A 25,590-nucleotide genomic window follows, 5' to 3' on the forward strand; every position below is an offset into this window, starting at 1 on the left:
AAATCAGGTTTTTTGGGTGAACACAGAAACGGTATCAAGCGACAATGAAGGGAGGCGGTTTAACCCAGCGATACGCAATGTCATTTCATCGTGCCAACTCCCTTGGTCATGCGCCATGATCGGGTTGATGAAGTTGACCGAACCGGCATTGGCCCAAATCGGGTTTTCCCCGTCGTTAAATGTGACGATCTCGATTTTTTTGGGCCTTGTGGCGATCTTTTCACCGCCGATTTCATCGAGCCAGGCAGCGCGCGCCTTCATCGAGCGCGCATTTGATACACCCCAAGTTGCCGCCGAACCACTCGTCACGCCAACAAAACTTATTTTCAGTGTCACGTTTTCAGCCTGTGCTGATAATCCGCTGAACCCAATCGTCGCGGTAACGGCAACTGATGCTGCAAGGGGTTTTAATGTCAATAATTTTCCAATCATTTCAACTATCTTCCTTGATGTGTGATTTTTCGTGAAAAACTTTTATTCCAACACAATATGAATTAATGGAGAAAAAATCATAATTTCCGCAACAGTTTTTTCTATATCGTATACAATTTTTATATTAATTGGATATTATTTTAAATCAATTGGATATTATTTGTTGACTAATGCACGTTTATCTTTTGAGATCTTGAGACTCAAAATTATTTTGTACGAAGGGGGACAAAATGAGTAAATCTGAGAGGTTATACAACCCTGATTTGGCACCGACGCCAAGCGAGCAAAAAAATTGGGGTTGGTTTGAAATATTTAATGTCTGGGCAAACGATGTTCAAAGCCTTTTCGGCTACACGCTTGCCGCATCATTGTTTCTGTATTCGGGACTCAATGGCTGGGCTGTGTTTGCAGCGTTGATACTGGCCGGCTTCTTTATTTCCTGGTTGGTCAATCTATCGGGCAAGCCAAGTGTGGAGCACGGCATCCCGTATCCGGTTTTCGCCCGCGTCAGCATGGGCGTTTTCGGGGCAAACTTTCCTGCCATGGCCAGAGGTCTTGTGGCCATGTTCTGGTATGGGGCACAAACCTATGCTGCCTCAACCGCAGTGGCACTGCTGATCACCGGCATAACGGGAATACAAGGCGAAGTCATGTTCCTCGGAATGACCGGGGTGATGTGGGTTTCATTTATCTTTGTCTCTGCATTCCAGGTCTACTTGTTTTGGCATGGCGTGGATCTCATCAAGCGCTTCCTTAATTTTGCCGGCCCGGCGGTGTATCTGGTGATGATTGTTCTGATGATCGCTATATGGGCAAAGGCTGGTGGCGGTCTGCTGTCTGAAGTGGGCACGGTGTTTTCCGGTGGCGCCCGTTCAGGGGAATTTGAAAATCTCAGTTCATTTGGCGCATTTGTAGCGGTGTTTTCCATCATGGTCGGGTATTTTGCCGCCGTCGTGATCAACTTCGGCGACTTCGCACGCTTTGTCAAAAGTGAAGAAGAGATGAGGAAAGGTAATTTATGGGGATTGGTCGGCAATGTCGTGTTCTTCTCATTTATCACGTTGATGATCACTGGGGGAACAATTGCAATTTTCGGTGAATACATAGCTGAGCCGACAGAAATGGTCGCAAAAGTTGATAATATGTTTCTGACCATCGTTGCTGCCTTTGCTTTCTTCGCAGCTACCGTCGGGATCAACATGGTGGCGAATTTCATCCCGCCTGCTTACGACCTGGCCAACCTGCTTCCCAGCAGGATCAATTTCCGAACGGGCGGTCTGATAACTGCCGGTTTTGGTTTCGTAATTGGCGGTTTGTGGGTCGCTGTCATAACGCAGATGGGCCTTTTCCCATTCGTGAACACACTGGGTGCTATCTTGGCGCCGGTATTCGGTATCATGATCGTTGATTACTACATGATCAAAAAGCAGCAGTTGAATATTGATGCCCTGTTTGATGACAGCCCGGAGTCCGAGTACCATTACGATGGAGGATTTAACCGCAAAGCCATCCTGGCTTGGATTATTTCAGGTTACATCGCGGTAGGTTCAGTGTGGCCAAACATTCTTGTGTTCGGCTTGGATGACTTTTTCGCAAACTTGGGCGGCGGCGGTGGATATGCCTGGATAATCGGGGCATCGCTGGGCGCGCTGGTTCACCTGGGTATTTCCAGGAGATAAACACTAAAGCCAAAAATAGAGATATCCTGCCGACCAAGAGGTTGGTGGGCTATCTCATTCAGAAATAAAAGAACAACAGCTAAAATTGATGCTTTGAATGATCACGATCAGGGCAGCAGTCTGCCGCCCAGCGATACACCCATATACACCCCATTCACCCCACCACACATGGCAAAGCGTGCTCAAATGCCCCCACACATATGCAGAACACGGCATTGATTTGGTTTTCCAATAATATAGTCCGTAATTTTCCGGCTGAAATGGTGATCCCGGCAGAACTCGAACCTGCACCCTTGAGTTTGGGAATATATGGCGATAATCACCATCATCTCTTTATCAAGATCACTGATATGTGAACATAAAACGGACGTATATTTATGCATTTCCTTGAATTATGAGTTACGATGAGGCGTATGTATGAATTGCCATACGGAAATCGAAACTGTTCACATATGATAATGGCTCATATCATGGGAAAATTTCTTTGATAAATTTATTGTCATGAGTGGAAATGAAATGAAAACAACCACTACCACTACCAGAGAAGTCAGTTTCAACGAAACTGTTGATCTTATGTTTGATCGTGCAGCGGCCTTGATGGATCTGCCGGACGGCCTTAAAGAAAAAATAAAAATCTGCAATTCCGTATATACAGTCCGTTTTGGGGTCAGGCTGCGCGGCCGCATCGAAACCTTTACAGGTTATCGTGCCGTGCATTCTGAACATCTGGAGCCGGTCAAGGGGGGCATCCGCTTTGCCAGTGTTGTTAATCAAGATGAGGTCGAAGCTCTTGCCGCATTAATGAGCTATAAATGTGCTGTTGTCGAAGTGCCGTTTGGAGGCGCCAAGGGTGGGCTGGTCATTGATCCTTCTCAATATTCGGAAGAAGAGTTGGAAAGGATTACCCGGCGCTTTGCCTTTGAACTTGTTAAACGTGACCTGATACATCCAAGCCAGAATGTTCCCGCGCCGGATATGGGAACAAGTGAACGCGAGATGGCATGGATTGCTGACCAGTATGCCCGAATTCATACAACGGATATCAATGCACGTGCTTGCGTGACAGGAAAACCGATACATGCAGGAGGCATCAATGGGCGCATTGAAGCGACGGGTCGGGGAGTTCAATTCGCCTTGCGAGAATTCTTTCGCCATCCCGAAGATGTGGCTCTCACTGGGCTGAAAGGCGGGTTGGAAGGCAAACGCATGATCGTTCAGGGGTTAGGTAATGTCGGGTATCACGCATCGAGTTTGCTGGCGAAAGAAGATGGTGCATTAATCACGACTGTCATTGAGAGGCAAGGCGCCTTGCATGATCCCAAAGGGCTTGATGTCGAAAATATCAGAGCTTTCATGGACCAGACCGGCAGTATTGTAAACTATCCCCATGCCAGGTTCATTGAAGACGGCCCCTCCATGCTCGAAGCTGAGGCGGATATCCTCATCCCCGCCGCTATGGAAGGGGCTATCCATCAGGGTAACGCTGACCGGATCAGGGTTCCGCTTATAATCGAGGCGGCCAATGGCCCTGTCACTTTCCTTGCGGATGATATCCTGCGCAAGAAGGGTGTTGTGATCATCCCGGATCTTTATGCCAATGCTGGCGGGGTGACGGTATCGTATTTCGAATGGGTCAAAAACCTTACCCATATCCGCTTCGGAAGAATGGAACGTCGACGCGAAGAAATGCGCCATGAAATGCTTATAAGCGAATTGAAACGCCTGACTGCAGATAAAGGTAGCGGTTGGCAGTTGTCTTCTGATTTTATAGATACCTATATGATGGGTGCGGGCGAAATTGAAATGGTGCGTTCTGGTTTAGACGACACCATGCGTGGAGCGTATCAATCAATTCGCGAGATCTGGCGTCGTCGTGATGATGTGGAAAGCCTTCGCACCGCGGCATTCATCCTGGCCATCGACCGTATTGCAACCAGTTATTTGTCCAAAGAATTGTAAGGGAACAAAAGCCTTGAAGCTGGCCCAAACCACCAGATTCGCAGCGCTTGATTTTGAGGCAAAAAATCGTTCAGGTTGATCTGTAATCATACCGTCGACACCCATTTCAATCCTGACGGCGCCGGAAATTGACCAGCCCGGAAATTGACGGGTAATGGAGCAAATGTCGATGTGATGCCGAGCCACCCCATATGCCTTAAAGTTATGCTGCCAGGGCTTATCCTGCCCGCCAGAACCCTAGCCCGCCAAAACCGTTGCAGTTAATTCGCGGCCGACAAGCATCAGACCCGATGCCAGAATGAGCCAGATCAGCAATTGCTGAAAACCCCGATCGGTCAACCGGCGAAAGACAAAGATGCCAAGCTGGGTTCCCATTACCGAAAAGGGAAACGCTATCGCAACAATAAGCCAGATATGAGCATCGATAAGTCCGCGCCAAGCCATCGACGCGAACACCGATCCAAGGACTGCCATGTTAAAGGGCTGGGTTAGTGCCCGACGCTCAGCCTTTGGCCAGTCGTAAAGCGAACACCACATGGTCATTACCGACCCCGACAAACCGCCAATCACCCCAAGAAATCCGCCAAGAAATCCAACCAAACCATCAATCACAGGATAGCGTTTCTGAAGCGTGGGCAGTTTCTTGCTGAAGGTAAAATAGCCGCCATACAGTATCAGCATACAGGCCACCAGAAATTTCAAAATGGTGGCATTGATGGCATCGAGAATAATAAAACCAATAATAATACCCACAAAGGATGGCAGGAGAAACCGTGCCAGTTGCGGCAAGTCAACAGCATGGCGAACTGCATAGAGCCCCTGCAGGCCGCCAACCAGCGACATGATTACAACGGTAATTACCGCATCAAGCGGCGGTAAGGCAGCCAGCCACCAGCCAAGCGCAAACAGACCAGTACCGAACCCGGCCAGCCCGTTGACAAAGCCGCCGGCGAACGCACCTGCAATGATCAGGAATATGACGTCAATACTCATTACGGCATAATCAGGAAAAGCAGTTTTTGGACCATCATATTCTTTCAGGTTTACCGGACCAGGAGGGCAGGACGTGCCAGGCGCCAGCAGCGGGTTGGCACGATATGAACACTACGACGTTAAGTATAATTTTATGAAGCGACAATCCTTTTTCCACCTAGTCTTTCTTCATTTTTTGACCTGATTTTGTGCGCGCCGGAATGGGCTGTAAAAAATATTTAGATATTATTGATATATGTGTGATATATTTGTTGTGTAATGAATTTGTGATCCTGAAGAAAAGACATCGACAGTTCTAAATTCATTATTGGGGGAACTTCTCTGGAGTTTTGAACATTGGCAGAGAAAGCAAAATATGAAGGTTCCAGGACCATCGATGGGTTGGTGGTTACATTTGATGGAACTCCGCTTCAAACATATGCGGATATCAAATCCTTCTGCCCTGCCGGTTTTGAATGGGGATATTACGGAGACGCATCAAAGCAACTGGCATTTGCTCTACTCATGCATCACACCAATGATCAGGCAACGTCACTTTCGCTTGCTGACAGTTTTGCCAGCGAAGTGGTGAGCAATCTCGACAATCACTGGACACTTTTTTCCGAAGAAATTGAGGGTTTCATAAAGACAAGTATTTCCAAGGGATGAATTTATGCAGTCCTGCAGCGTATCCCTTAGGTCAGCAACAGCAGGAAAAGTAAAGGGAGGTAAACATGCTTCAATTAAAATATACCCTAAAACGGGCAATTACCGTTTTCTTTGTAGCGGCATCGCTTTTGACCATGTCTCAGGCATTTGCCGCTGAAGTAAAGTGGAAAATGGCGACAAGCTGGGGAGGCGGTCCGCTGATGGAAATCGGGGCCAAAGCCTTTGCCGACAAGGTTGCTTTCATGAGCAACGGACGTATCGAAATAGAGGTCTTTACCGGCGGCACGCTGGGCAAGGCTCTTAATGTTTCCGAAACGGTTCGCAACGGTATCGCGCAGGTCGGCCATACCTGGATGGGATATGACTGGGGCAAGGACAAGGCCACGGTTGTCTTTGGTGGTTTTGCCGGATCCATGGATTCCGAAAGAATGCTGCACTGGCTTTATGAAGGTGGTGGTACCCAGATGCAGCGCGATTTCCGCATGGAGAAATTCGGCGTGGTATCCATGCCGCTTTTCATCCGGACAGCCGAAGCCTTTCTTCATTCCCGCAAGAAAGTTGAATCCATGGATGATCTGCAGGGGCTCAAGGTCCGCACTGCCGGTGCATGGCTTGAAATCGCCAAGGGAATGGGGGCAGCTCCCGTGACCATGCCGGGAGCCGAGGTCTACACATCGCTTGAACGGGGTACCATTGATGCAACGGAATGGGGCACGCTTTATGAAAATATTTCTCCGGGCTTCCACAAGATCGCCAAGTATGTTGTCATCCCCGGTGTTCACCAGCCTGTCGCGCCATTTGAGCTTGTTATCAACAAGGAGGCCTTCGAAGCACTTTCGGCAGATGATCAGAAACTGATCGAAGAAGCGGCAAAGCTGGTTACCCTCGAAAGCTGGCTTCGCATTGGTCATGAAGATGCAAAAGCGCTGGAATTTTTCCGCTCGCAGGGCAATGAGATCATCGAACTTTCCAAAGATGTTCAGGTGAATGTCAAGAAAGCGGCAATCGAATGGGGCAAGGCCCAGGGCAATGAAAACGAGTGGTTTAAGAAAGCCTATGAAAGTCAACTGGCTTACGAAAACCTGTGGAAAGATGCATCGCGTTACCGCAATGTAGCTACAGCAAACTAAATCTTGATCAGCACCGGCAACAAACAATGCTGCCGGTGCTGCTTTATTGATTTAGACTGAATTCAAATGAAATACTTACTTGCAGGTATAGACAGATTATCGGGAGCCTTCGGCTGGATAGCCGGCCTTCTCATCGTGCCCCTTGTTTTCGCATCAGTGTTTGAGGTGATCTCGCGCTATGTGTTCAATGCGCCGACAATATGGGCTTATGAAATTGGGTATATGGCGACGGGCACGAATTTTTTCCTCGGCATGTCATACGCCTTGCGTGAGCGGGCGCATATCCGCATTGATGTTCTATACAGCCATTTTTCACCGCGCACGCAGTCTCTGGTTGATGCGCTGGGCTATACGTTCCTGATGCTGCCTTTTGTCATCTGGCTGACCTGGCGCCTGGGGCTTTATGCCTATGATGCCTGGATCTGGGGAGAGCGATCGGGGGAATCTGCATGGAACCCGGTCATCTGGCCATATCGGGTTGTCTTTGTTCTCGGCTTTCTGCTGCTTACGCTTCAAAGCCTGGCTGAGTGGTTTCGCAGTTTAATGGTACTGGCTGGCAAGGCGCCACCACGAAACAGTGATTGAGGCGAAGAAGATGGGTGAATATGCAGCTTTATTGATGTTTCCCGCTATCCTGACAGTGTTGTTTATGGGTTTTCCGGTGGCGCTGTCGCTGATGGGGGTTGCGCTTTATTTTGGCCTTTATAACTTCGGCTCTCCCGTCATTTTTCAGTTTGTTGAAAAAGTTTCGGATATCGGCGGCAATTTTATCCTTGCCGCTGTTCCGCTTTTTGTTTTCATGGGATCTATGCTGGAGCGCTCAGGGATTGCCGAGCGACTGTTTGATGCGGTGCATCTCTGGACCAGGCGTCTTCCCGGCGGGCTTGCGATCGGTACGATCATTATGTGCGTAATCTTTGCGGCATCCACAGGCGTTATCGGTGCAACGGAAACGGTTGTCGGGTTGCTTGCGATACCTGTAATGATGAAGCATAAATACAATACGGGGCTTATTTCAGGGACAATCTGTGCTGGTGGTTCGCTGGGGACGATTATCCCGCCATCAGTGGTGGTTGTAATTCTTGGTCCTGTGGCCGATGTGTCCGTGGGAGACCTTTTTGTCGGCATGATATTTCCCGGGTTGATCATGTCGGGATGCTATATTTTATATATTCTGCTCCGCTGCATTATCCGGCCGCAGGACGGATCACCGGCTGATCTGGCGGAAACGGATATACCAATTAAAGATAAATTAATCATAACATTCAAAGCTTTGCTTCCTCCGGTTCTGCTTATCTTTGCGGTGCTTGGATCGATCATGCTGGGGTGGGCTGCGCCGACGGAAGCCGCTGGCATGGGTGCGTTTGGTTCGATCTTGCTGTCCTTTTTCTACGGCACGTTCAGCCTTGCGGTAATTGGAGAGGCGCTCAAGAAAACGGTCAAGGTCACCTGCATGATCATGCTGATTCTGCTCGCTGGCAGCATCTTCTCCGGTGTGTTCATCGCATCAGGGGGTGTTGCGCTCACTTCTGACTTGATAGCCCAATCCAATCTCGGGGCCTGGGGGACATTGTTCCTGTTTCTTGCCATCAGCTTTCTTGCGGGTTTCATCCTTGAATGGATATCCATTCTGCTGATTTTCATCCCCGTATTCATCCCCATCATCGTGTCGTTAGGGTTTGACCCTGTCTGGTTCTGTATTCTGTTTCTCATAGTTATCCAGACAAGTTATCTCACACCACCAATGGCGCCGGCCATTTTCTATCTCAGGGGAATCTCGCCGCCAGAGATCAAGCTCACGGATATGTTCAAGGGCGTCGTACCCTTTATCCTGATGCAGATAGTGACCTTGTTTATCGTCATGCTTTACCCGCAGACAGTACTTTGGTTACCGGAACAACTGCTTGGTTTTAACTGACGCTCAATGGTGTTCCCCGTCGGTATTTTTTGATTGATAATCCTGCAAGAACAAAGTGCTTAAGATGTGCAGATGTCCTTGCAAAGCTGATGTGTGACTGATATATTAGTTCGAAATTAATCATGATTACCCAATCAATGTATTAGGAGCCTGATTCATGAAGGATCGTCAGTTATCTTTCCGGAAAGCCTACAGAGAAAAGATTGTGGGTTGGTATAATGGACCGATACATGTTGTCGTGATCTATGCCATCGGCTTGACGGCAATGTGGATCTACGCACAGCACATCAATGCGCCAAGTTTATGGGAATATCTCATCATCCCGGCGGCATTCCTGATGTGCAATATCTTTGAATGGTTTCTTCATAAATATGTGATGCACCGCCCGCACACGAATCCCGCTCTTCGAGCTGTTTATGAACGGCATACATTGAACCATCATCAGTTCTTCACCGATCATGAAATGAGGTTCAGGGATTCCAAAGACTGGCGTGTTACTTTCTTTCCACCCTATGCGCTGGTGGTGTTCATTCTCATGTCATCTGTCGGGGTCGTAGGGTTGCATGTGATTGCAACGCCGAACGCCGCCTGGCTTTTCATTTCCACCACAACGGCGATGTATCTCATCTATGAATTTATGCATTTCTGCTGTCATGTGGATGAAAACTGGTTTGTGCGCTGGTGTCCCTTTGTGAATACCCTGCGCCGCCACCATACCGCGCATCACAACGACAAGATCATGATGAATGTGAATATGAATCTGACGTTTCCGATTGCTGACTGGCTTTTTGGGACATCGGATCTGGATAGAGGACTTCTCGGTCATATTTTCAATGGATATGACACAAAGCACCTCAAGAAAGACCTTCGCGAAATTCCAAAACGGCCGGATGAGGCGGCCGCCCAGCCAATAGCAGCTGAATGATGCGAAGCCATCGGGGAGTTAATGCTAAATGCCACCACGGATTAAGCTGATCCTGTCCCTTCTGGTAGCTCTGGTTATTGGAGGTTATGGTTTATACGCTATGGATACTTCATCCCCAGGTGTCGGCAAGGTCACACTAGCACTCTCTTTGATGATGATCCTGGCCATCTGGATTTTCCCAGAAACCGGCAAGGTAAAGCGAAAGAAACAACCCTGAATGGTGCCTGCTGAAATTCAAGGCACATACCACATCAGGTAAATCACCAACATATCAAGAAGTGACATCACCAGGGCAATTAGTCCCGGTGATTTGAATGTTTTGTGAAAAACCTCTTCCATCGGTGGCGCATAAAGAAGATTAAGCCCCATGACGGGAACCGCCACATACCATGGAATATAAAGCCAGATGAAACAGACCGTTGAAAAGAGGCAGGCTGTTGCAAGCACTAGCGTTGCAACACCAGGGAGGCGGAATGAGCCATTTGTGTGAGCATCTTCCTGTGCAAGAAATCCGGGCTGAAAGGCACCAGCGGCAAAAACAAAGGAAACAATCGCCATAAACATCCCGATGATGGCAAGGAAAAGCTCCCAATAGGACGGGATGGGGAGGATGAAATCCAAGATCTTCTCCTGAAATTATACAACCAGTTTCAAAAACGCCGCATCAGGGGTGTTGACGGATATTTCCACCCCTTCAGCCCATGCCTGACGCAACGTAAACTTCACCATAGCAAAATATTTTACACACTAATATATCAGTGATATTTTAAGGGTAAATATTAAAATGGACCGTGAAGGGGAAAGCCTATGGCCGAGGACAAGAAGAAAAGAACGATCACTGAAATCAGGGATTCAAAACATACCGGTGAGAAAATGGTCTATATGTCTGTCCCTGACTATACCTCGGCGAAATGGGCGGAGATGGGCGGTGTAGATGTGGCTGTAGTTGGTGATAGCCTTGCGATGATCGCCCATGGCCATGCCAACACCATTCCCGCGACCATGGACATGATGGTAATGCATGCAGCCGCTATCCGGAGGGGCGCGCCAAATACTTTTGTGCTCGGCTGCATGCCGTATCAGAGTTACAACACAATTGACCGCGCTCTGGAGAATGCCACTCGTTTCATGCAGGAGGCAGGTTCTGATGCGGTAAAACCGCAAGGCGGCAAAAGCCAGGCCCATATCCTCAAAGCACTGGTGGATTCCGGCATACCGACCGCATCCCATATCGGACTGACCCCGCATACGGTTGCCATGTTTGGCGGTTTCAAGATACAAGGGCGCACGGCAGAAACAGCGATGAAAATCCTTGAAGATGCCCTGGCCATTGAAGATGCAGGCTGCTTCATGCTTGAATTTGAGGCCGTGCCCGGCCCGATTGCCACAGTCATTTCACAGCAGTTGGAGATACCGACGATTGGTATCGGTGCCGGTAATGGAACAGATGGGCAGATCCTTCTCTGCCACGATCTGCTTGGTGTCTTCACCGATTTCAAACCGAAATTCACCAAGAGATTTGCCAACCTGACCGATGTGGCCGTCAAAGGTGTCTCCCAATATGTTGCAGAAGTGAAGGCTGGCACTTTCCCTGACGAAGATCATACCTATGGTGTTGACGAGAAAGAATTGGACAAGTTCATGACGATGGTTGAAAAAAGGAAACAAACCTAAAATTCAGGCAAGAAAACAATCCATGAGCGACAGAAAAAGAAGTTTATCTCTTGATGCGTATAATCAGATTGAAGAATTGATTGTAACGCAGCAGTTAAAGCCGGGGCAGCTGCTTTCGGAAGCCGAATTGTCAGGCCAGCTTGGCCTGGGCCGGACTCCGATCCGGGAGGCGCTTCAACGGCTGAACTGGGACGGACTCGTAGTCATCATGCCGAGGCGAGGTGTATTGGTGTCGGAGATTGACTACGGAAAACAGATGCTCGTACTTGAAGTGCGCCGCGAAGTCGAAAGGCTGATGGCGGCAAAGGCATCTTTGCGGGCTACCCAGGAAGAACGCAACGAATTTCTGCTTATTGCTGAAAACATGGAAGAGGCGGCAAAAGTCAATGATGGAATAACCTTTATCCGATATGACGGCAGGCTAAACATCCTGCTTGCGGAAGCCTGCCACAATGAATATGCCATGCGCATGAGCCGCATCTGGAACGGGTTGTCCCGCCGTTTCTGGTATCTGCATTATCAACGCGCAGCCGATCTGCCGCTTATTGCCAAACTGCATGCCGAATTAGCTCGGGCAATAACCGAGGGTGATCCTAAACAGGCAGGCAAGGCAAGCGATACTCTCAACGACTATGTGCTGGAATTTACAAAATCTGCCTTTAACTTGCCGTAGTCTTAAAGGGCACGGCCATTTTGATGATGGAGGAAAGATTGCTACCCGAGGAAATTTTATCATACCCGGCAAGAGTGCTCAGCCAAAGCCAGCGGGAACATTACTTTGAACATGGATATATCGGCGTTGACGAACTTGTCCCCGCCGAAACTCTGGCTGAGCTTCAGGCTGTAACGGATGACTTTGTCGAAAAAAGCAAGAGCGTCACGAAAAGCGACGAACGGTTCGATATCGGCCCCGGGCATTCTGCTGTCCAGCCTGTCCTGCGTCGCCTTAAATGTCCTGATTCCGCAAGCGACGTCTATTGGAATTTCGCAACCGGCCTCATGGCAGATGTCGCCGCGGACCTGCTTGGGCCAAACGTCACCTTTCATCATTCAAAACTAAACTTCAAATGGTTTGATGAAAGCGATACGGTAAAATGGCATCAGGATATCCAGTTTTTCCCGCATACAAATTACAACGTGATAACCATCGGGTGCTATCTCAGTGATACCACCATGGAAAACGGGCCTCTTGCTGTTCTCAAAGGATCGCATAATCAGGATCTTTACGATCAGTACGACAAGAATGGCAACTGGACGGGAATGCTCTCGGAAGAAGATGCTGCCGGTATTGACATGAGCCGTGTCGACTATATCACTGGCAAGGCCGGGTCAATCACTGTTCACAATGCGCGGACGCTACATTATTCACCATCGTCCAAATCACCCGTGCCGCGGCCTCTGTTGTTGAACTGCTATGCCTCGGCAGATGCAAAACCATACACAGCGCATCCCCAGCCAACAGAGAACAGCTATAAACTGGTAAGGGGTGAACCTGTTTTATGGGCGCATCATGACCCGAGACCATGCCAGATGCCGCCAGACTGGTCCAAGGGCTATACATCCATCTACGCAGCCCAGGCCGGAGAAAATAAAAGCAACTCATCCGCCTGAACAGTCAATCATCTGGTGGATTTTATGTTTTTCGCTCTCTCTCTGAAAAAGAGAAAGGTCAGGGCATGACGCTGCCGCCATTGACCCCATAAATCTGCCCGGTGACAAAACTGGCTTTATCGCTGGCAAGAAAAACGGCAAGACCAGCAATTTCGTCAGGCTGACCTATTCGTTCCATCGGGATCTGTTCTTCTTTTTCCCGCCATTCAGGTGTCATGTTTTCAAGGTCCAGCATATCGGTGTCCACCGGCCCCGGGGCAATTCCATTGACAAGTATATGCGGCGCAAATTCAAGCGCCCAGGATTTGGTGAGGGCATTGATCGCCCCCTTTGATGCGGCATAAAGCCCGAAACTTTCCCTTCCCAGGAAACCGAGATCAGAGCTGATATTGATGATACGACCTTCCGTGCCATTTGCCTTCATGCGCATCAGAACTTCCCGGCCGGTCAGGAATGTTCCGCGGAGATTTATTGCCATCAGGTGGTCGAATTCGGCCGCACTTGTCTCAATGGTTGGTTTTTCGAGTATAACGCCGGCATTGTTAACCAGAATATCTATCTGGATATTCTGCTTATCAATCACTTGAAAGAAGTCAAGGATTGCCCGTTCATCCGATATCTCGGCTTTGATGGCGGTCACCATATTTCCATGTCTTATAATGTTTTCCCTGGTCTTTTCAGCAGCATCTGGAGAACTGTTATAGGTAAAAACGATATCAGCACCTGCTTCAGCCATAGCCATGGCGATGGCTCTGCCAATACCGCGTGAGGCCCCTGTTATCAGCGCAGTTTTTCCCTTAAGGCTGATTTTCATCCCAGCACCTCACCACGATCGACATTGATAGCCTGTCCGGTAATATTGGCGGCGTAATCAGATGCCAGAAAAAGATAAGTCTGGCTGACATCTTCCGGTTTCATCAATCCGTCAAGAGACTGGGCGTCGACAATTTCCTTTAAGAGATCGGTTTCAGTTGTCTGAATTTTTTCCGACATCCATTTAAGTGATTTCATGGCGGCTTCGGTTTCCACCCAACCGGGGCATACGGCGTTGACGCGAATTCCAGCAGGCCCCAGTTCTTTTGAAAGAGAGCGCATGAAACCGATATTGGCGTGCTTGGACGCGCAATAGGCGCTGAACTCTGCTACGGCTGTTTTCCCCCAGATGGAGGAGGTAATGATAATGCTCCCGCCCTTAGGTATTTTGGGGATGGCCGCATTGCTGACATAAAACGTACCCAGAACGTTGATGGATATAATGCGCTCAAAATCAGCAATGGTGCTGCTATCCCGGCTGGTAATCGGGGTTGGCTTTTCAAGGCCCGCATTATTGACCAGCACATCAATCTGATCGATTTCGCCAAGGATATCCTCCACCTCATCCTTACGGCTGATATCGCATTGATAGGATTTAACGCGGCATCCCTCTATCGACGACAATTTCTCTCCGGCGCTGAAGATGCCTTTACCGCTGGACAGAATATGCACCTCGGCGCAATGGCGCGCAAATGCCTCGGCTACGCCATAGCCTATCCCGCGCGAGGCACCTGTAACAACTACGGACTTATTGGTGAAATCAAACCCTGATGACATGAAATCTCTTTATGCTCTCCCTGCTCACGCATGCGCCTGTGATCGCATCAATCGCATCAATTCCTGTTCAGCCATTTTATAGCCTTTTTCCGAAAGAATATCTTCCTTGCGGATGAACCTTTTGTTTTTTTTGAACGATATTGGCATATCGCTGATGATGTTGGCCGGCCTTTTTGAAAAAAAGATGATACGGTCGCCGAGAAAAAGTGCCTCTCCCAGGTCATGGGTGACAAGAATAATGGTTGTCTTGGTGGATTGGGCGATCGAAATCAGCAATTCCTGCATATTCCAGCGTGTTTCGGCATCGAGTGCACCGAAAGGTTCATCCATCAAGAGCAATTCAGGCTCATTTGCCAGAGTACGGGCGATGGCAACACGCTGTTTCATACCGCCGGAAAGCTGTTTGGGATAGGCATTCCTGAAATCCTTTAACCCAACCAATTCAAGATAATATTCAACACGTTCCTTGCGGATGGCCGCATCAACCTTGTTGAGTTTCATTCCGTACTCGATGTTTTTTGATACCGTCAGCCACTCAAAAGATGTGTAACTTTGAAAGACCATGCCTCGTTTTCGGGAAGGACCATCCACCATCTGATCCCCATGGATGATCTGGCCGCTGCTAGGTATCTCCAAACCTGCAATCATTCTCAGAACGGTGGATTTACCGCAACCCGACGGTCCAAGAAGAACAGTGAGTTCATTCTCCATAACATGGAAACTGACCCCCTTTACAGCTTCAACGGGGTGGGCTGAGTTCTGGTCAAAGACTTTATGCAGGTCTTCTATCCGAAGAATGGTATTTTTGTCTGAAACAGCTGATCTTTTTGAAACGGGTTTCATTTCGATATTTTCCCTAAATCAGGTTTCAGCCCAGTTAGTAAAGATAGGCAAAGAGCTTTCGGTGAAGAAAACGAAACAGCAGATCAAAGATCAAACCCAGCGCCCCGATGATCATAATGCCTGCCATGATTTCATCCGTGTGCAAAAACCGTCTGGCCCGCATCATCATCGCGCCAATACCTGTAGTCGAGGCGACGATTTCTGCTATCACCAGATAGGTCCATGTTACCGCCAGCATCTGACGCATGGAAACAACGATGTCTGGCAGAACAGCCGGAATGACAACAGTGTGGATCAATTGCCTTCTGGTCGCCCCCAGCGTCGCTGCCGTTTCCAGCAATTCAAGTTTCACTTTTTTCGTGTAATCCATCACCATGGTGATGAGAAAGAACACCACTCCTATAAAAAGCAAGGCAAGTTTGGGGGTCTCTCCAGTGCCAAACCACATCAGCAGCACCGGTATGAAGGAAGGGGCAGGCAGATACCGCCAGGCGGATACAAATGGATTGAAAAAAGATTCAACAGCATGGGAGTATCCCATCATGATACCCAGCGGTACAGCCACGACAGAAGCCAGGAAAAAGCTGATGATCACCCGCCATATACTGTGCAAAATGTCTTCGGCAAAACTACGCTCGAAAATTAACTCACGCAGAGCTTCCAGCACATCAACCGGGCCAGGCACAAGTAATGGGTTAACCCAACCCATGCTTGATGATATCTGCCAGAGGCCAAAGAAAATACCCCAGATCGAGATGCCCAGATAAATGCTGGTCATCCGTTTGACCGGCTTTCTGATCTCTAGCTTTTTTTTCGTTTCGCTCATGGCGGAGGTTCGGTTTTTTGGTCTGGTCGGATCTGCTTGATAAACATGGGTTAGAGGCAGCACCAGTGATGCTGCCTCTAATCGAAACGGCATTTATCTGGCGGAGATGGACTGCCTGTAGCCTTGCTTGACGAGATCACCCATCAGGCTGCAGTCAATGCCTTTGCCGGCATCATGGGACTTGCTCATCAGCCCAAGCTTGATCCACCATTCATTGGTCAGGGATACAACATCCTTCATCGAGCCATTAGGCAGGCCAAACGGGGGATTTCCATCAAGCACCCCGCAGACACGGGCAGATTCATTGAAATCATACATGTAGATGCCGCCGTCGAAAAACTTGCCATTGGTTCCGATGACATAGCCGATATCTTCGGCGGGCCATTGCAGATAATCGGCAAAGAGCTGGTTAACTTCTTCGGTGTTGTCATGCCAATACTGCACGGCATCCCAGCGGGCCTTGAGCATATCAACCGCAACTGCTCTCCGCTGGCTGATGAAATTGGTGTTCATATACATCACATCCATGAAGATGCCTGTCTTGAGCATGTCTGGATCAGCAGTGTTGATCACGCTTTTTGTGCCAGGGCGGCTTTCAATAACCTTGCTGATCCACGGCTCATACATGTAGGCCGCCGCCAGATCACCTGACATCATGGGACCGACCGCTTCGTCAGCGTTAAGGTTCACCCAGCTCACGTCATCAGGTGAGATTCCGTTTTTATCCAGGAATAACCCCATCAGGAGATGGCCGATATAGGCTTGAGGTGCGGATACCTTCTGCCCTTTCAACGCGCCGATATCCTGATCCGGGGAAAGGATGATATGGTCAACACCATAAGACGGGTTCAAAAAGGCCACATTGGCAACGGGCGTGTTGCTGTCAATGGTCAATGGCGTGTAATCTCCTGTGCAGAGATAGATATCTATCTGGCCGGCTGCAAGAGCGGAGTGCCCCCCAATCGGATCTTCGAAAATTGTAAGATTAAGGTCATAATCAGGGGCAAGATTTTTTTGCCGTACGACTTCATACATGGCATAGCCCGGCCATGAAACGCATATCCCGATATTGACATTTTCCTTGGCTGCCGCCTGAAAATTTACACTTAAAACAGCACCAAGCGTGGCCAGGGTTGCGAGTATCATTTTTGCCAATTTCATTTCTTCCTCCCGAAATAAATTTACTATTTCTAATATTATAATCAAATAATAAGCTGTGGTTGTCTATCACTGTTTTTGAACGTCTAAATTATCTGAAATAAAATTCAGAAGCCGGGATTGACGAAAGAATACCTCAATTCCCAGCGTACTTGCAGGGCTGAAATACCTTCTCGATTTGCCAGAAGATATCCTCAACTTCCCAACTTGGGTGGTGATCCCGGCAGGACTCGAACCTGCTACCTTGAGATTAGGAATCTCACGCTCTATCCTGATGAGCTACGGGACCACAAGGCATGTGATACCACATCCCATCCCTTTTGTTGAGGCATGAATACCAATCTTTTGCCTCGATCCGTTTTTACGCATTCCCTTGATGCATTTATCAGGTGGCGGGCTGACCGGATTGGCGGGCTGTCTTGCGAGCCGTGCTCCTAGCGCTGGGGGATGATCTCATAGCCCACCTCTTCAGGTTCGTCATCAACCATTTCAGCAGGAAAGCCGGGCGCGCGGATATCGAGCCCGGTTGCATCTTCAAGCCGTCTGATAATATTCGGTGACCATTCCCTTGCCCCATATCTGGCCATGCCATCCTTGAAGATCTCGATCAGAAGGGGGGAGACGTCAAGCGGCACGTTTGAGCGTTCGGCGATCTCCTGAAAGAGGCCGATATCCTTGAGCACCAGATCCATGGTGAAGTTGATATCACGGCTGCCATTCAGGATGACCTGGCTTTCCGTTTCATGGACAAAGGAGTTTCCAGATGAAATCCGGATTGCTTCAAACGTGGTGTTAAGATCCATGCCGGCAGCCTTCATCGTCACCAGCGCTTCGGTGCAGGTGATCAGATTGGCGGTGGCGAGGTAGTTGGTCATCACCTTGAGTATCGATGCAGAACCGAGAGGGCCGGTATGCAGGATGCGGCGCCCCATGACGGTGAGAACAGGCAGAATCCGCTCAAACACGTCGCGGTCGCAACCGGCGAAAATGGCGATATTTCCGGTTGCCGCCCGGTGGCAGCCGCCCGAAACAGGGCAGTCGACCGCAGCGCCGCCTCTTTCCGCCACAAGAGCCCCAAGCCGGCGAACTTCAGCCTCATCGGTGGTGCTCATCTCTGCCCAGATCTTGCCAGGCGCGAGTCCGGCCAGGATTCCGTCTTCGTCTTCCATCACCCGGGCGCTGGCCGCAGGCGAGGGCAGGCAGGTGATGATCATATCACAGGTTTCGGCCAATTCCTTAGGGCTTTCGGCCCATCCTGCCCCTTTTTCAAGCAGCGAAGTGGCCGCGTCTTTGTCGAGATCCCTGACCGTTACATTGAGCCCGTTGCGAACAAGGCTTCCCGCCAGTTTACCGCCAACATTGCCAAGACCAATAAATCCGATGCGCATGGTGCACTCCCCAGGTTTTCCTCATCGAAGAGTGATCCCAAATTCATCCATCGGGCAAGAAAAATTTCAGTTCTGGCGTGAATAAAGCTGGTTCAGTCTGTCTTCAAAATCCCGCCAGATGATATGGCGTCTGGGCTTAAGCGTCGGTGTCAGTCGCTTGTTGTCAATCGTAAAGCCGTCCCGATCGATGATAAACCGGCGCACCCGTTCACTTGCGGCAAGGCGGGAGTTCGCCGTGTCGATATCACTCTGGATATATTTGGTGATCTTGTCGGGCTTTTTTGCGGCGTGATCAAGGCAGAGCTGGCTTGGCACGACTACCGCCACCAGCCAGGGCCGTCGGTCACCGAACACCATCGCCTGTTCGATGTATGGCTGGGCGAGAAGGCGGCTTTCCACTCGTCCGGGAGACACGTTTTCACCCCCGGAATTGACGATGATGTCCTTCTTGCGGCCGGTGATGGTGATGAAACCGTCCCCGTCGATTTCAGCAATATCGCCGGTATGAAGCCAGCCGTCTTTCAGCACTTTGGCGGTTTCCTCGGGTTGTCCCCAGTATCCCTGCATGACGAGGGGCCCGCGAACAAGGAGCTCGCCGGATTTGCTGCGCCTGACCTCAACGCCTTCAAGCGGCCGCCCGACGCTCTGGATACGGATATCGTCCGTTCCGTTTGAGCTGATCACAGGGGAAGCCTCGGTTTGGCCGTATCCTTGTACAAGCCGGATGCCAAGGGCGAGGAAGAAGCGGCCCACGGCGGGTGACAGGGCAGCCCCGCCTGAGACGATGATCCTCAGTCTGCCGCCAAGTTGCCTTGCAACGGCACGCCGGACCAGCACGGTCAGGAACAGGTCAAGCAGCATCTCCCCAGGCGAAAGCCTGTCCTTCTGCTCTTTTTTGCGGCCAAGACGAAGCGTCAGGGCGAGAAGGTTTTCAGCCATTCTTCCCCGGCCTTTGGCGCTGCTGCGAATACGGTCATGCAAGAGCTCGCATAATCTGGGCACGGCGGTCATCATGGTGGGCCGCGCCTCACGAAGGGCCTGGGCGATATGTTCCGGCGTCGGTAGATGATAGATTTCCGCTGCCACCAGTATCGCGAAATAAAGCCCGATCGTGTGTTCATACGCATGGCTCAACGGTAAAAGGGAAAGGAAAACCTCCCTGCCTTCCCGCACCATGGGAAACCTCTCGCGGGCGGCGGTGATATTGCCGAGAATCGACCGATGGCTGAGCATGACACCCTTGGGCTGATCATCGCTGCCGGATGTGTAGATGATGCAGGCCAGATTATCAGGCTCAAGGGTTGAGATCATGGCATCGATATCAGCAGGGAAACGTTTGCCATCGGCAATCAGATTATCCCAGGAGATAATGGCAAGCCCGGCTGGCTGATGGATGGTCTTGGAGCTTTCGATGAGCACCAGAAGCCGGCAGGAAGGGGCCTGTTCGGCTGCCACCTCCGCAACCGATGCCAGTTTCCGGGTCGAGCAGATAATCGCCACCGCCCCGCTGTCATTGATCAGGTGAAGGTGATCGTCAATCGTGTAGCTGGTATAGGCAGGAACGGTCACCGCGCCGATAGACATGATTGCAAGATCAGCGATGACCCATTCGAGCCGGTTTTCCGAATTGATGATGACACGGTCCCCGGCATTGACTCCGCGGGCAAGCAGGCCGGAGGCAATATGTCTCACCTCTTTTGCCACCTCGCCGTAACTGATGCCGATCCAGCCGCCCATATGGCGATTCCAGATGAACTTGCCAGGCCCCATCCGGGTTGAAATGCGCAGAAACATTGCAGGGAGGGATCGATCCTCTGGAAAGAGCGTGGAAGGGTTCATTCTGTTCATGGCATGCCTTTTTCCCTATTAAGGAGGAAAGAAAAGACGCTGGCAAGCCTTGAGCCTTGAAACCATATGATTGATAATCACCCCAAGGGCCGGTCAGGGATATTGCTTTATCCTCTATCGGCCTTATATCTCAAGTGTCCCATCTGATATGTGTGAGCCATGCCTGACAGTCTTCCCCATTGGTCCCTAGATGATCTTTATGTTTCTCCCGATGCGCCAGAACTTGCGCATGATCGCGTCAGTTGCGAGGCCGCATCCCTTGATCTTGCAGGAAACTGGGAAGGCAAGCTCGGCAGTGCCACCGGAGATGAACTCGCCGCCGTAATCGAGACATATGAGAGCATTTGCGAGAAACTCGGCCGGATGACAAGCTTTGCCGATCTCGCCTTTGCCGCCGACATGACCGATCCCGCGGTTGGCCAGAAAGCACAGATGATGCGTGAGGCCGAAAGCGAGATCAGCGCCAGGCTTGTCTTTGTCGAGCTTGAACTGGCGGCGATTGATGATGCCCGGATGGAGGAGCTTTATGCCGAAAGTGCGCGTCTTGCCTCCTGGCAGCCCTGGCTTCGGCAGGTTCGTGCTTTCCGGCCGCATCAGCTTTCAAATGAAATGGAAACCCTGCTGCTTGAACGCCAGCCTTCCGGCCGGGCTGCCTGGATCCGTCTTTTTGACGAAACCGCCGCCGGACTTCGTTTTCCCGTTGGCGACCGGGAGGTGAGCGAAGCCGAAATCCTCGACATGATGACGGATCCCGACCCCGAGATCAGGCGCGAGGCCGGGCTCAGCCGGTCCAATGTTCTTGACAAGAACAAGAGGCTGATGGCGCTTATCCTCAACACCATTGCCAAGGAGAAGAGCGTCGATGACAAATGGCGCAAGTTTCCGCGGCCGGTGTCTTCGCGCAATCTGGCCAATGATGTCGAGGATGACGTCGTCGATGCCCTGGCCCGGACCGTGACAGACCGCATGCCGGATCTGACCCACCGCTACTACCGGCTCAAGGCAGACTGGATGGGCATGGATACTCTGCCCTGGTGGGATCGCAATGCCCCTGTTCCCGGGGAGGATACGCGGGAATTTTCATGGGACAGGGCCAGATCGATCGTTCTTGAGGCCTTTGGCGAGTTTGATCCGGGCATGGCCGAAGTGGCGGGCTGGTTCTTTGACCGGAAATGGATTGATGCGCCACAGCGTCCCGGCAAGGCCTCTGGTGCCTTCAGCCATCCGACGGTGCCGTCGGCGCATCCCTATATTCTCATGAATTACAGCGGGCAGGTGCGGGATGTGATGACGCTGGCCCATGAACTTGGTCACGGGGTGCATCAGGTACTGGCAGCGCCAAAAGGTCATCTGATGTGCTCAAGCCCGCTGACGCTGGCCGAAACAGCTTCGGTATTTGGTGAAATGCTGGTCTTCCGGAAACTCATCGATACAGCTGAAGATCCGATCCAGCGGCGTGCCCTGCTGGCAGGCAAGATCGAGGATATGCTGAATACGGTTGTTCGCCAGATCGGCTTTCACAATTTCGAGACACGCCTTCATGATCAGCGTCGGCAAGGCGAGATGACCCCGGATCAGATTTCCGATATCTGGATGGAAACCCAGGCCATGGCTCTTGGCCCGGCGATCACGATGGACGAAAGCTATCGGCCGATCTGGGGATTCATTCCTCATTTCGTTCATGTGCCTTTCTATGTCTATGCCTATGCTTTCGGGGATTGCCTGGTGAACGCGTTGTGGCAGGTCTATCAGCAAGCCGATACCGCCGAGGCCAGAGAGACGTTTGTGGCAAATTATCTCGCACTGCTGCGGGCTGGCGGGACCGATCGCCATGATGCGGCGCTGGCGCCGTTCGGGCTGGATGCACGGCAGGCAACCTTCTGGTCACTTGGGCTCGACATGCTCGCCGGGATGATCGACAGCCTGGCCGAAGATCTTGCCGCTGATGGTATTGGGGAGGTGTAGATGAGCGATGATCAGTCCGGCATGGGTGGCCGTATTCGCCGCTACGCCAAAGTTACGGGAACCATGGGAAATCTGGCGATGAAAATCGCCGGTGAGCGCTATCTCGGGATCAAGGTTGACCGGGAAAGTCACGCCACCGAATTGCGCGATGCGCTGGGCGGGCTCAAGGGCCCGCTCATGAAAGTCGCCCAGATACTGGCGACCATTCCCGAAGCCCTGCCCCGGGAATACGCCGAAGAACTGGCCAATCTCCAGACAGATGCGCCGTCGATGGGCTGGCTTTTCGTCAAGCGCCGGATGGCAACCGAACTGGGATCGGACTGGCAGTCCAGATTTGCCAATTTTGAAAAACAGGCCGCGGCGGCCGCGTCGCTCGGCCAGGTGCACCGGGCCACCGGTCATGATGGCACCGCCTATGCCTGCAAGCTGCAATATCCGGACATGCGCTCTGCCGTTGAAGCGGATTTGCGTCAGCTCAAACTGATTTTCTCGCTCTACGAACGCTACGACAAGGCAATCTCAACAGGTGAGATTCACGCCGAACTCGCTGAAAGGCTTGAAGAAGAGCTTGATTACGCGCGCGAGACCGCAAACATGAAGCTCTATCATCTGATGCTCAAGGATGAAACCGGGGCCAATGTGCCTGAACCCGTGCCGGAACTCTCTACAGAGCGGCTTCTGACCATGACCTGGGTTGAAGGACAGAAACTGAAAGACTATATCGCCGCCACCGAAGATCAGGATGAACGCAACGCCGTTGCCATCAATATGTTTCGAACATGGTATGTGCCTTTCTATTATTATGGGGTGATCCATGGTGATCCGCATCCGGGCAATTACACCATCGCCCCGGATCGGTCGGTCAACCTTCTGGATTATGGTTGTATCAGACTGTTCCGGCCGGATTTTGTCGCCGGCGTCATTGATCTTTATCACGCGCTAAGGAATGGGGATACGGATCTGGCGGTTCAGGCCTATGAGAAATGGGGGTTTGCCGGGCTTGACCGGGAGGCCATCGATATTCTCAATATCTGGGCGAAATTCATCTACACGCCGCTTCTCGAGGACCGGGCAAGACCGATACAGGAAATGCGGACAGGCAACCAGGGACGTGAGGTTGCCATGAAAGTCTATGATGAGCTGAAAAGGATCGGCGGTGTGCAGCCGCCCCGGGAATTCGTGCTCATGGATCGGGCCGCGATCGGACTTGGCTCGGTTTTCATGCACCTGAAAGCAGAGGTCAACTGGCATCAACTGTTTGAAGGATTAATTGACGCATTTGACGCAAAAGACCTTGCAAAGCGTCAGCGTGATGCGGCATCTTTGTGTGGAATTCCTGAGACGGTCTATTCGCATGGGTAGTCTTCGGGTGTGTTTGAAAAACGAACGGTGCCTTGCCGCCGTGGATATTGATATCGGAGCGATGTGATGCGGATAGGTGCCCCCAAGGAGATCATGGCAGGTGAAGCGCGGGTTGCCATGACGCCGGATTCGGCGCGTCAGCTTCAGAAACTGGGTCATGACTGCTTTATCGAGGCTGGCGCAGGCGAAGCGGCGCGGTTTTCAGATGCGTCCTATGCGGAAGCTGGCGTGACAGTGGTGGAGTCGGCGAAGGATCTTTTCGCCAAGGTCGACGTGGTGGCCAAGGTCCGCCCCACCACCACCGATGAGCTCAAACTGCTGAAAAAGGGCCAGACTCTCATCGGATTTTTCAACCCGGCGGGTGATGCGGCGGCACTCGAGCAGGCCAGGAAACAGGGCATCAATGTCATTGCCATGGAAATGGTGCCGCGGATTTCCCGGGCCCAGAAGATGGACGCGCTCTCCTCCATGGCGAATATTGCAGGCTACCGTGCGGTTATCGAAGCTGGCAACAATTTCGGCCGGTTCTTCACCGGTCAGGTCACGGCCGCGGGCAAGGTGCCGCCTGCCAAGGTGCTTGTTATTGGTGCCGGCGTGGCCGGGCTTGCCGCGATTGGGACAGCGCAGTCTCTCGGGGCGATTGTCCGTGCCTTTGATGTCCGGCCTGAAGTGGCCGAACAGATCGAATCCATGGGCGCGGAATTTCTCTTCCTTGATTTCGAGGACAGCCAGGATGGCGCGGCCTCCGGCGGTTACGCAGCCCCGTCCAGCCCTGAATTTCGTGAAAAGCAGCTGGCGCTCTTTCGTGAACAGGCCCCGGAAATTGACATTGTCATCACCACGGCCTTGATCCCGAACAGGGACGCGCCTGAACTCTGGACGCCTGATATGGTGGCCGCGATGAAGCCAGGATCGGTGATCGTCGATCTGGCAGCCGAAAAGGGCGGCAACTGTAAACTCACCGTTGCCGATCAAAAGATCATCACGGATAACGAGGTGACCATCATCGGCTATACGGACTTCCCGTCACGGATGGCCACCCAGGCCTCCACGCTCTATGCCACGAATATCCGGCATATGGTGTCGGATCTTACACCTGGGAAAGATGGCGTCCTGGTCCATGATATGGAAGATGACGTCATCCGCGGGGCCACGGTGACCTTCGCAGGAGAGATCACCTATCCGCCGCCGCCGCCGAAAGTTCAGGCAATTGCCTCAAAGAAACCGGAAAAAACACCCCAGAAGACACCCGAAGAGATCGCCGCCGAAGAAGCGGCCGCCATGGCCCGGGCCGGACGTCAGCAGGCAGGATTGCTTGTTCTGGGCGGTCTTCTGATGGCCCTGATCGGCATCTATGCACCGCCAAGTTTCATGCAGCATTTCATTGTCTTCGTGCTGGCGGTCTTCGTGGGCTTTCAGGTGATCTGGGGGGTGGCGCATTCGCTGCATACGCCGCTGATGGCGGTAACAAATGCGATTTCGGGGATCATCATTCTCGGCGCATTGCTGCAGCTTGATACAGGAAATTCGGTTGTCACGGCACTGGCGGCCATATCGGTGCTGATCGCAACGATCAATATTGTTGGCGGGTTCATGGTGACGCGCCGCATGCTTCAGATGTTCAAGAAGTCCTAAGGCGGG

24 protein-coding genes and 1 tRNA gene are annotated in these 25,590 nt (G+C 51.3%); 14 read left to right on the forward strand and 11 right to left on the reverse strand.

The genetic code is table 11. The features are described from left to right. Positions 1-3: 3 nt before the first annotated feature. Positions 4-432 carry a hypothetical protein gene (locus AB8880_00570; protein ID XDZ65921.1) on the reverse strand — a complete coding sequence of 143 codons (429 nt, stop codon included), beginning with the start codon at positions 430-432 and terminating at the stop codon, positions 4-6. 230 nt (positions 433-662) lie between these two features. Here AB8880_00570 and AB8880_00575 point away from each other — a divergent pair, with 230 nt between their 5' ends. Beyond that, entirely contained in the window at positions 663-2,111 is a 1,449-nt protein-coding gene (locus AB8880_00575) for an NCS1 family nucleobase:cation symporter-1 (protein ID XDZ65922.1), read from the forward strand. A 516-nt stretch (positions 2,112-2,627) separates the two neighbouring features. Further along, the gene (locus AB8880_00580; protein ID XDZ65923.1) at positions 2,628-4,070 is read left to right on the forward strand and encodes a Glu/Leu/Phe/Val dehydrogenase; all 1,443 of its coding nucleotides are present in this window, start codon (positions 2,628-2,630) and stop codon (positions 4,068-4,070) included. A gap of 237 nt (positions 4,071-4,307) precedes the next feature. On the opposite strand, the gene AB8880_00585 is transcribed toward AB8880_00580, so the two are convergent. Continuing rightward, positions 4,308-5,063 (reverse strand): sulfite exporter TauE/SafE family protein, encoded by a 756-nt coding sequence (locus tag AB8880_00585; protein XDZ65924.1) that lies wholly within the window; start codon positions 5,061-5,063, stop codon positions 4,308-4,310. A 336-nt stretch (positions 5,064-5,399) separates the two neighbouring features. Between AB8880_00585 and AB8880_00590 the strand changes: the two genes are divergently transcribed. The 6 genes from AB8880_00590 to AB8880_00615 all read left to right on the forward strand — a co-directional run bounded on the left by AB8880_00590 (position 5,400) and on the right by AB8880_00615 (position 9,901). Next, positions 5,400-5,711, forward strand: a complete 312-nt coding sequence (locus tag AB8880_00590; protein XDZ65925.1) for a DUF6166 domain-containing protein — start codon at positions 5,400-5,402, stop codon at positions 5,709-5,711. Positions 5,712-5,776: 65 nt separating this feature from the next. Further along, positions 5,777-6,841 carry a TRAP transporter substrate-binding protein DctP gene (dctP, locus tag AB8880_00595; protein XDZ65926.1) on the forward strand — a complete coding sequence of 355 codons (1,065 nt, stop codon included), beginning with the start codon at positions 5,777-5,779 and terminating at the stop codon, positions 6,839-6,841. Between the two features lie 66 nt (positions 6,842-6,907). Next, a complete protein-coding gene (locus AB8880_00600) occupies positions 6,908-7,426 on the forward strand; it encodes a TRAP transporter small permease subunit (protein ID XDZ65927.1) in 519 nt (172 codons plus the stop codon). 10 nt (positions 7,427-7,436) lie between these two features. Further along, the gene (locus tag AB8880_00605; GenBank protein XDZ65928.1) at positions 7,437-8,759 is read left to right on the forward strand and encodes a TRAP transporter large permease subunit; all 1,323 of its coding nucleotides are present in this window, start codon (positions 7,437-7,439) and stop codon (positions 8,757-8,759) included. 157 nt (positions 8,760-8,916) lie between these two features. After that, a complete protein-coding gene (locus AB8880_00610; GenBank protein XDZ65929.1) occupies positions 8,917-9,684 on the forward strand; it encodes a sterol desaturase family protein in 768 nt (255 codons plus the stop codon). A 28-nt stretch (positions 9,685-9,712) separates the two neighbouring features. After that, the gene (locus AB8880_00615) at positions 9,713-9,901 is read left to right on the forward strand and encodes a hypothetical protein (protein XDZ65930.1); all 189 of its coding nucleotides are present in this window, start codon (positions 9,713-9,715) and stop codon (positions 9,899-9,901) included. Between the two features lie 17 nt (positions 9,902-9,918). Here AB8880_00615 and AB8880_00620 read toward each other — a convergent pair whose 3' ends face one another. Continuing rightward, positions 9,919-10,305: a hypothetical protein gene (locus AB8880_00620; protein ID XDZ65931.1), complete on the reverse strand. Its 387-nt coding sequence runs from the start codon at positions 10,303-10,305 to the stop codon at positions 9,919-9,921. Positions 10,306-10,491: 186 nt separating this feature from the next. Between AB8880_00620 and panB the strand changes: the two genes are divergently transcribed. From panB to AB8880_00635, 3 genes are read left to right on the forward strand one after another with little or no spacing between them, the layout of a single operon-like run. Continuing rightward, entirely contained in the window at positions 10,492-11,358 is an 867-nt protein-coding gene (gene panB / locus AB8880_00625) for a 3-methyl-2-oxobutanoate hydroxymethyltransferase (protein XDZ65932.1), read from the forward strand. Then, positions 11,336-12,031, forward strand: coding sequence for a GntR family transcriptional regulator (locus AB8880_00630; protein ID XDZ65933.1), 696 nt, complete (start codon positions 11,336-11,338; stop codon positions 12,029-12,031). The genes panB and AB8880_00630 overlap by 23 nt, the downstream gene beginning before the upstream one ends. 23 nt (positions 12,032-12,054) lie before the next feature. Continuing rightward, entirely contained in the window at positions 12,055-12,969 is a 915-nt protein-coding gene (locus AB8880_00635) for a phytanoyl-CoA dioxygenase family protein (GenBank protein ID XDZ65934.1), read from the forward strand. Between the two features lie 58 nt (positions 12,970-13,027). Here the strand turns inward: AB8880_00635 and AB8880_00640 are convergent, their stop codons facing one another. From AB8880_00640 to AB8880_00675, 8 genes are all read right to left on the reverse strand, one after another. Continuing rightward, positions 13,028-13,783 carry an SDR family NAD(P)-dependent oxidoreductase gene (locus AB8880_00640; GenBank protein ID XDZ65935.1) on the reverse strand — a complete coding sequence of 252 codons (756 nt, stop codon included), beginning with the start codon at positions 13,781-13,783 and terminating at the stop codon, positions 13,028-13,030. Further along, positions 13,780-14,559, reverse strand: a complete 780-nt coding sequence (locus AB8880_00645; GenBank protein XDZ65936.1) for an SDR family NAD(P)-dependent oxidoreductase — start codon at positions 14,557-14,559, stop codon at positions 13,780-13,782. Before AB8880_00645 ends, AB8880_00640 begins: the two co-directional genes overlap by 4 nt. A gap of 24 nt (positions 14,560-14,583) precedes the next feature. Continuing rightward, the gene (locus AB8880_00650; GenBank protein ID XDZ65937.1) at positions 14,584-15,402 is read right to left on the reverse strand and encodes an ABC transporter ATP-binding protein; all 819 of its coding nucleotides are present in this window, start codon (positions 15,400-15,402) and stop codon (positions 14,584-14,586) included. Between the two features lie 34 nt (positions 15,403-15,436). Next, on the reverse strand, positions 15,437-16,291 hold the full coding sequence (locus tag AB8880_00655) for an ABC transporter permease (protein XDZ65938.1): 855 nt from the start codon (positions 16,289-16,291) through the stop codon (positions 15,437-15,439). Positions 16,292-16,321: 30 nt separating this feature from the next. Next, positions 16,322-17,389 carry an ABC transporter substrate-binding protein gene (locus tag AB8880_00660; protein ID XDZ65939.1) on the reverse strand — a complete coding sequence of 356 codons (1,068 nt, stop codon included), beginning with the start codon at positions 17,387-17,389 and terminating at the stop codon, positions 16,322-16,324. Between the two features lie 209 nt (positions 17,390-17,598). Then, positions 17,599-17,675: transfer RNA gene (locus tag AB8880_00665), tRNA-Arg, on the reverse strand. Between the two features lie 145 nt (positions 17,676-17,820). Further along, positions 17,821-18,774, reverse strand: coding sequence for an NAD(P)-dependent oxidoreductase (locus AB8880_00670; protein ID XDZ65940.1), 954 nt, complete (start codon positions 18,772-18,774; stop codon positions 17,821-17,823). Positions 18,775-18,840: 66 nt separating this feature from the next. Next, positions 18,841-20,622, reverse strand: a complete 1,782-nt coding sequence (locus AB8880_00675; protein ID XDZ65941.1) for a long-chain fatty acid--CoA ligase — start codon at positions 20,620-20,622, stop codon at positions 18,841-18,843. A 159-nt stretch (positions 20,623-20,781) separates the two neighbouring features. Between AB8880_00675 and AB8880_00680 the strand changes: the two genes are divergently transcribed. From AB8880_00680 to AB8880_00690, 3 genes are all read left to right on the forward strand, one after another. Continuing rightward, positions 20,782-22,587 carry a M3 family oligoendopeptidase gene (locus AB8880_00680; GenBank protein ID XDZ65942.1) on the forward strand — a complete coding sequence of 602 codons (1,806 nt, stop codon included), beginning with the start codon at positions 20,782-20,784 and terminating at the stop codon, positions 22,585-22,587. Beyond that, a complete protein-coding gene (locus AB8880_00685) occupies positions 22,588-23,949 on the forward strand; it encodes an ABC1 kinase family protein (protein XDZ65943.1) in 1,362 nt (453 codons plus the stop codon). 66 nt (positions 23,950-24,015) lie between these two features. Then, positions 24,016-25,584, forward strand: coding sequence for a Re/Si-specific NAD(P)(+) transhydrogenase subunit alpha (locus tag AB8880_00690; GenBank protein XDZ65944.1), 1,569 nt, complete (start codon positions 24,016-24,018; stop codon positions 25,582-25,584). Positions 25,585-25,590 lie beyond the last annotated feature (6 nt).

Source organism: Alphaproteobacteria bacterium LSUCC0684 (assembly GCA_041228335.1).
Taxonomy (GTDB): Bacteria; Pseudomonadota; Alphaproteobacteria; order Puniceispirillales; family UBA1172.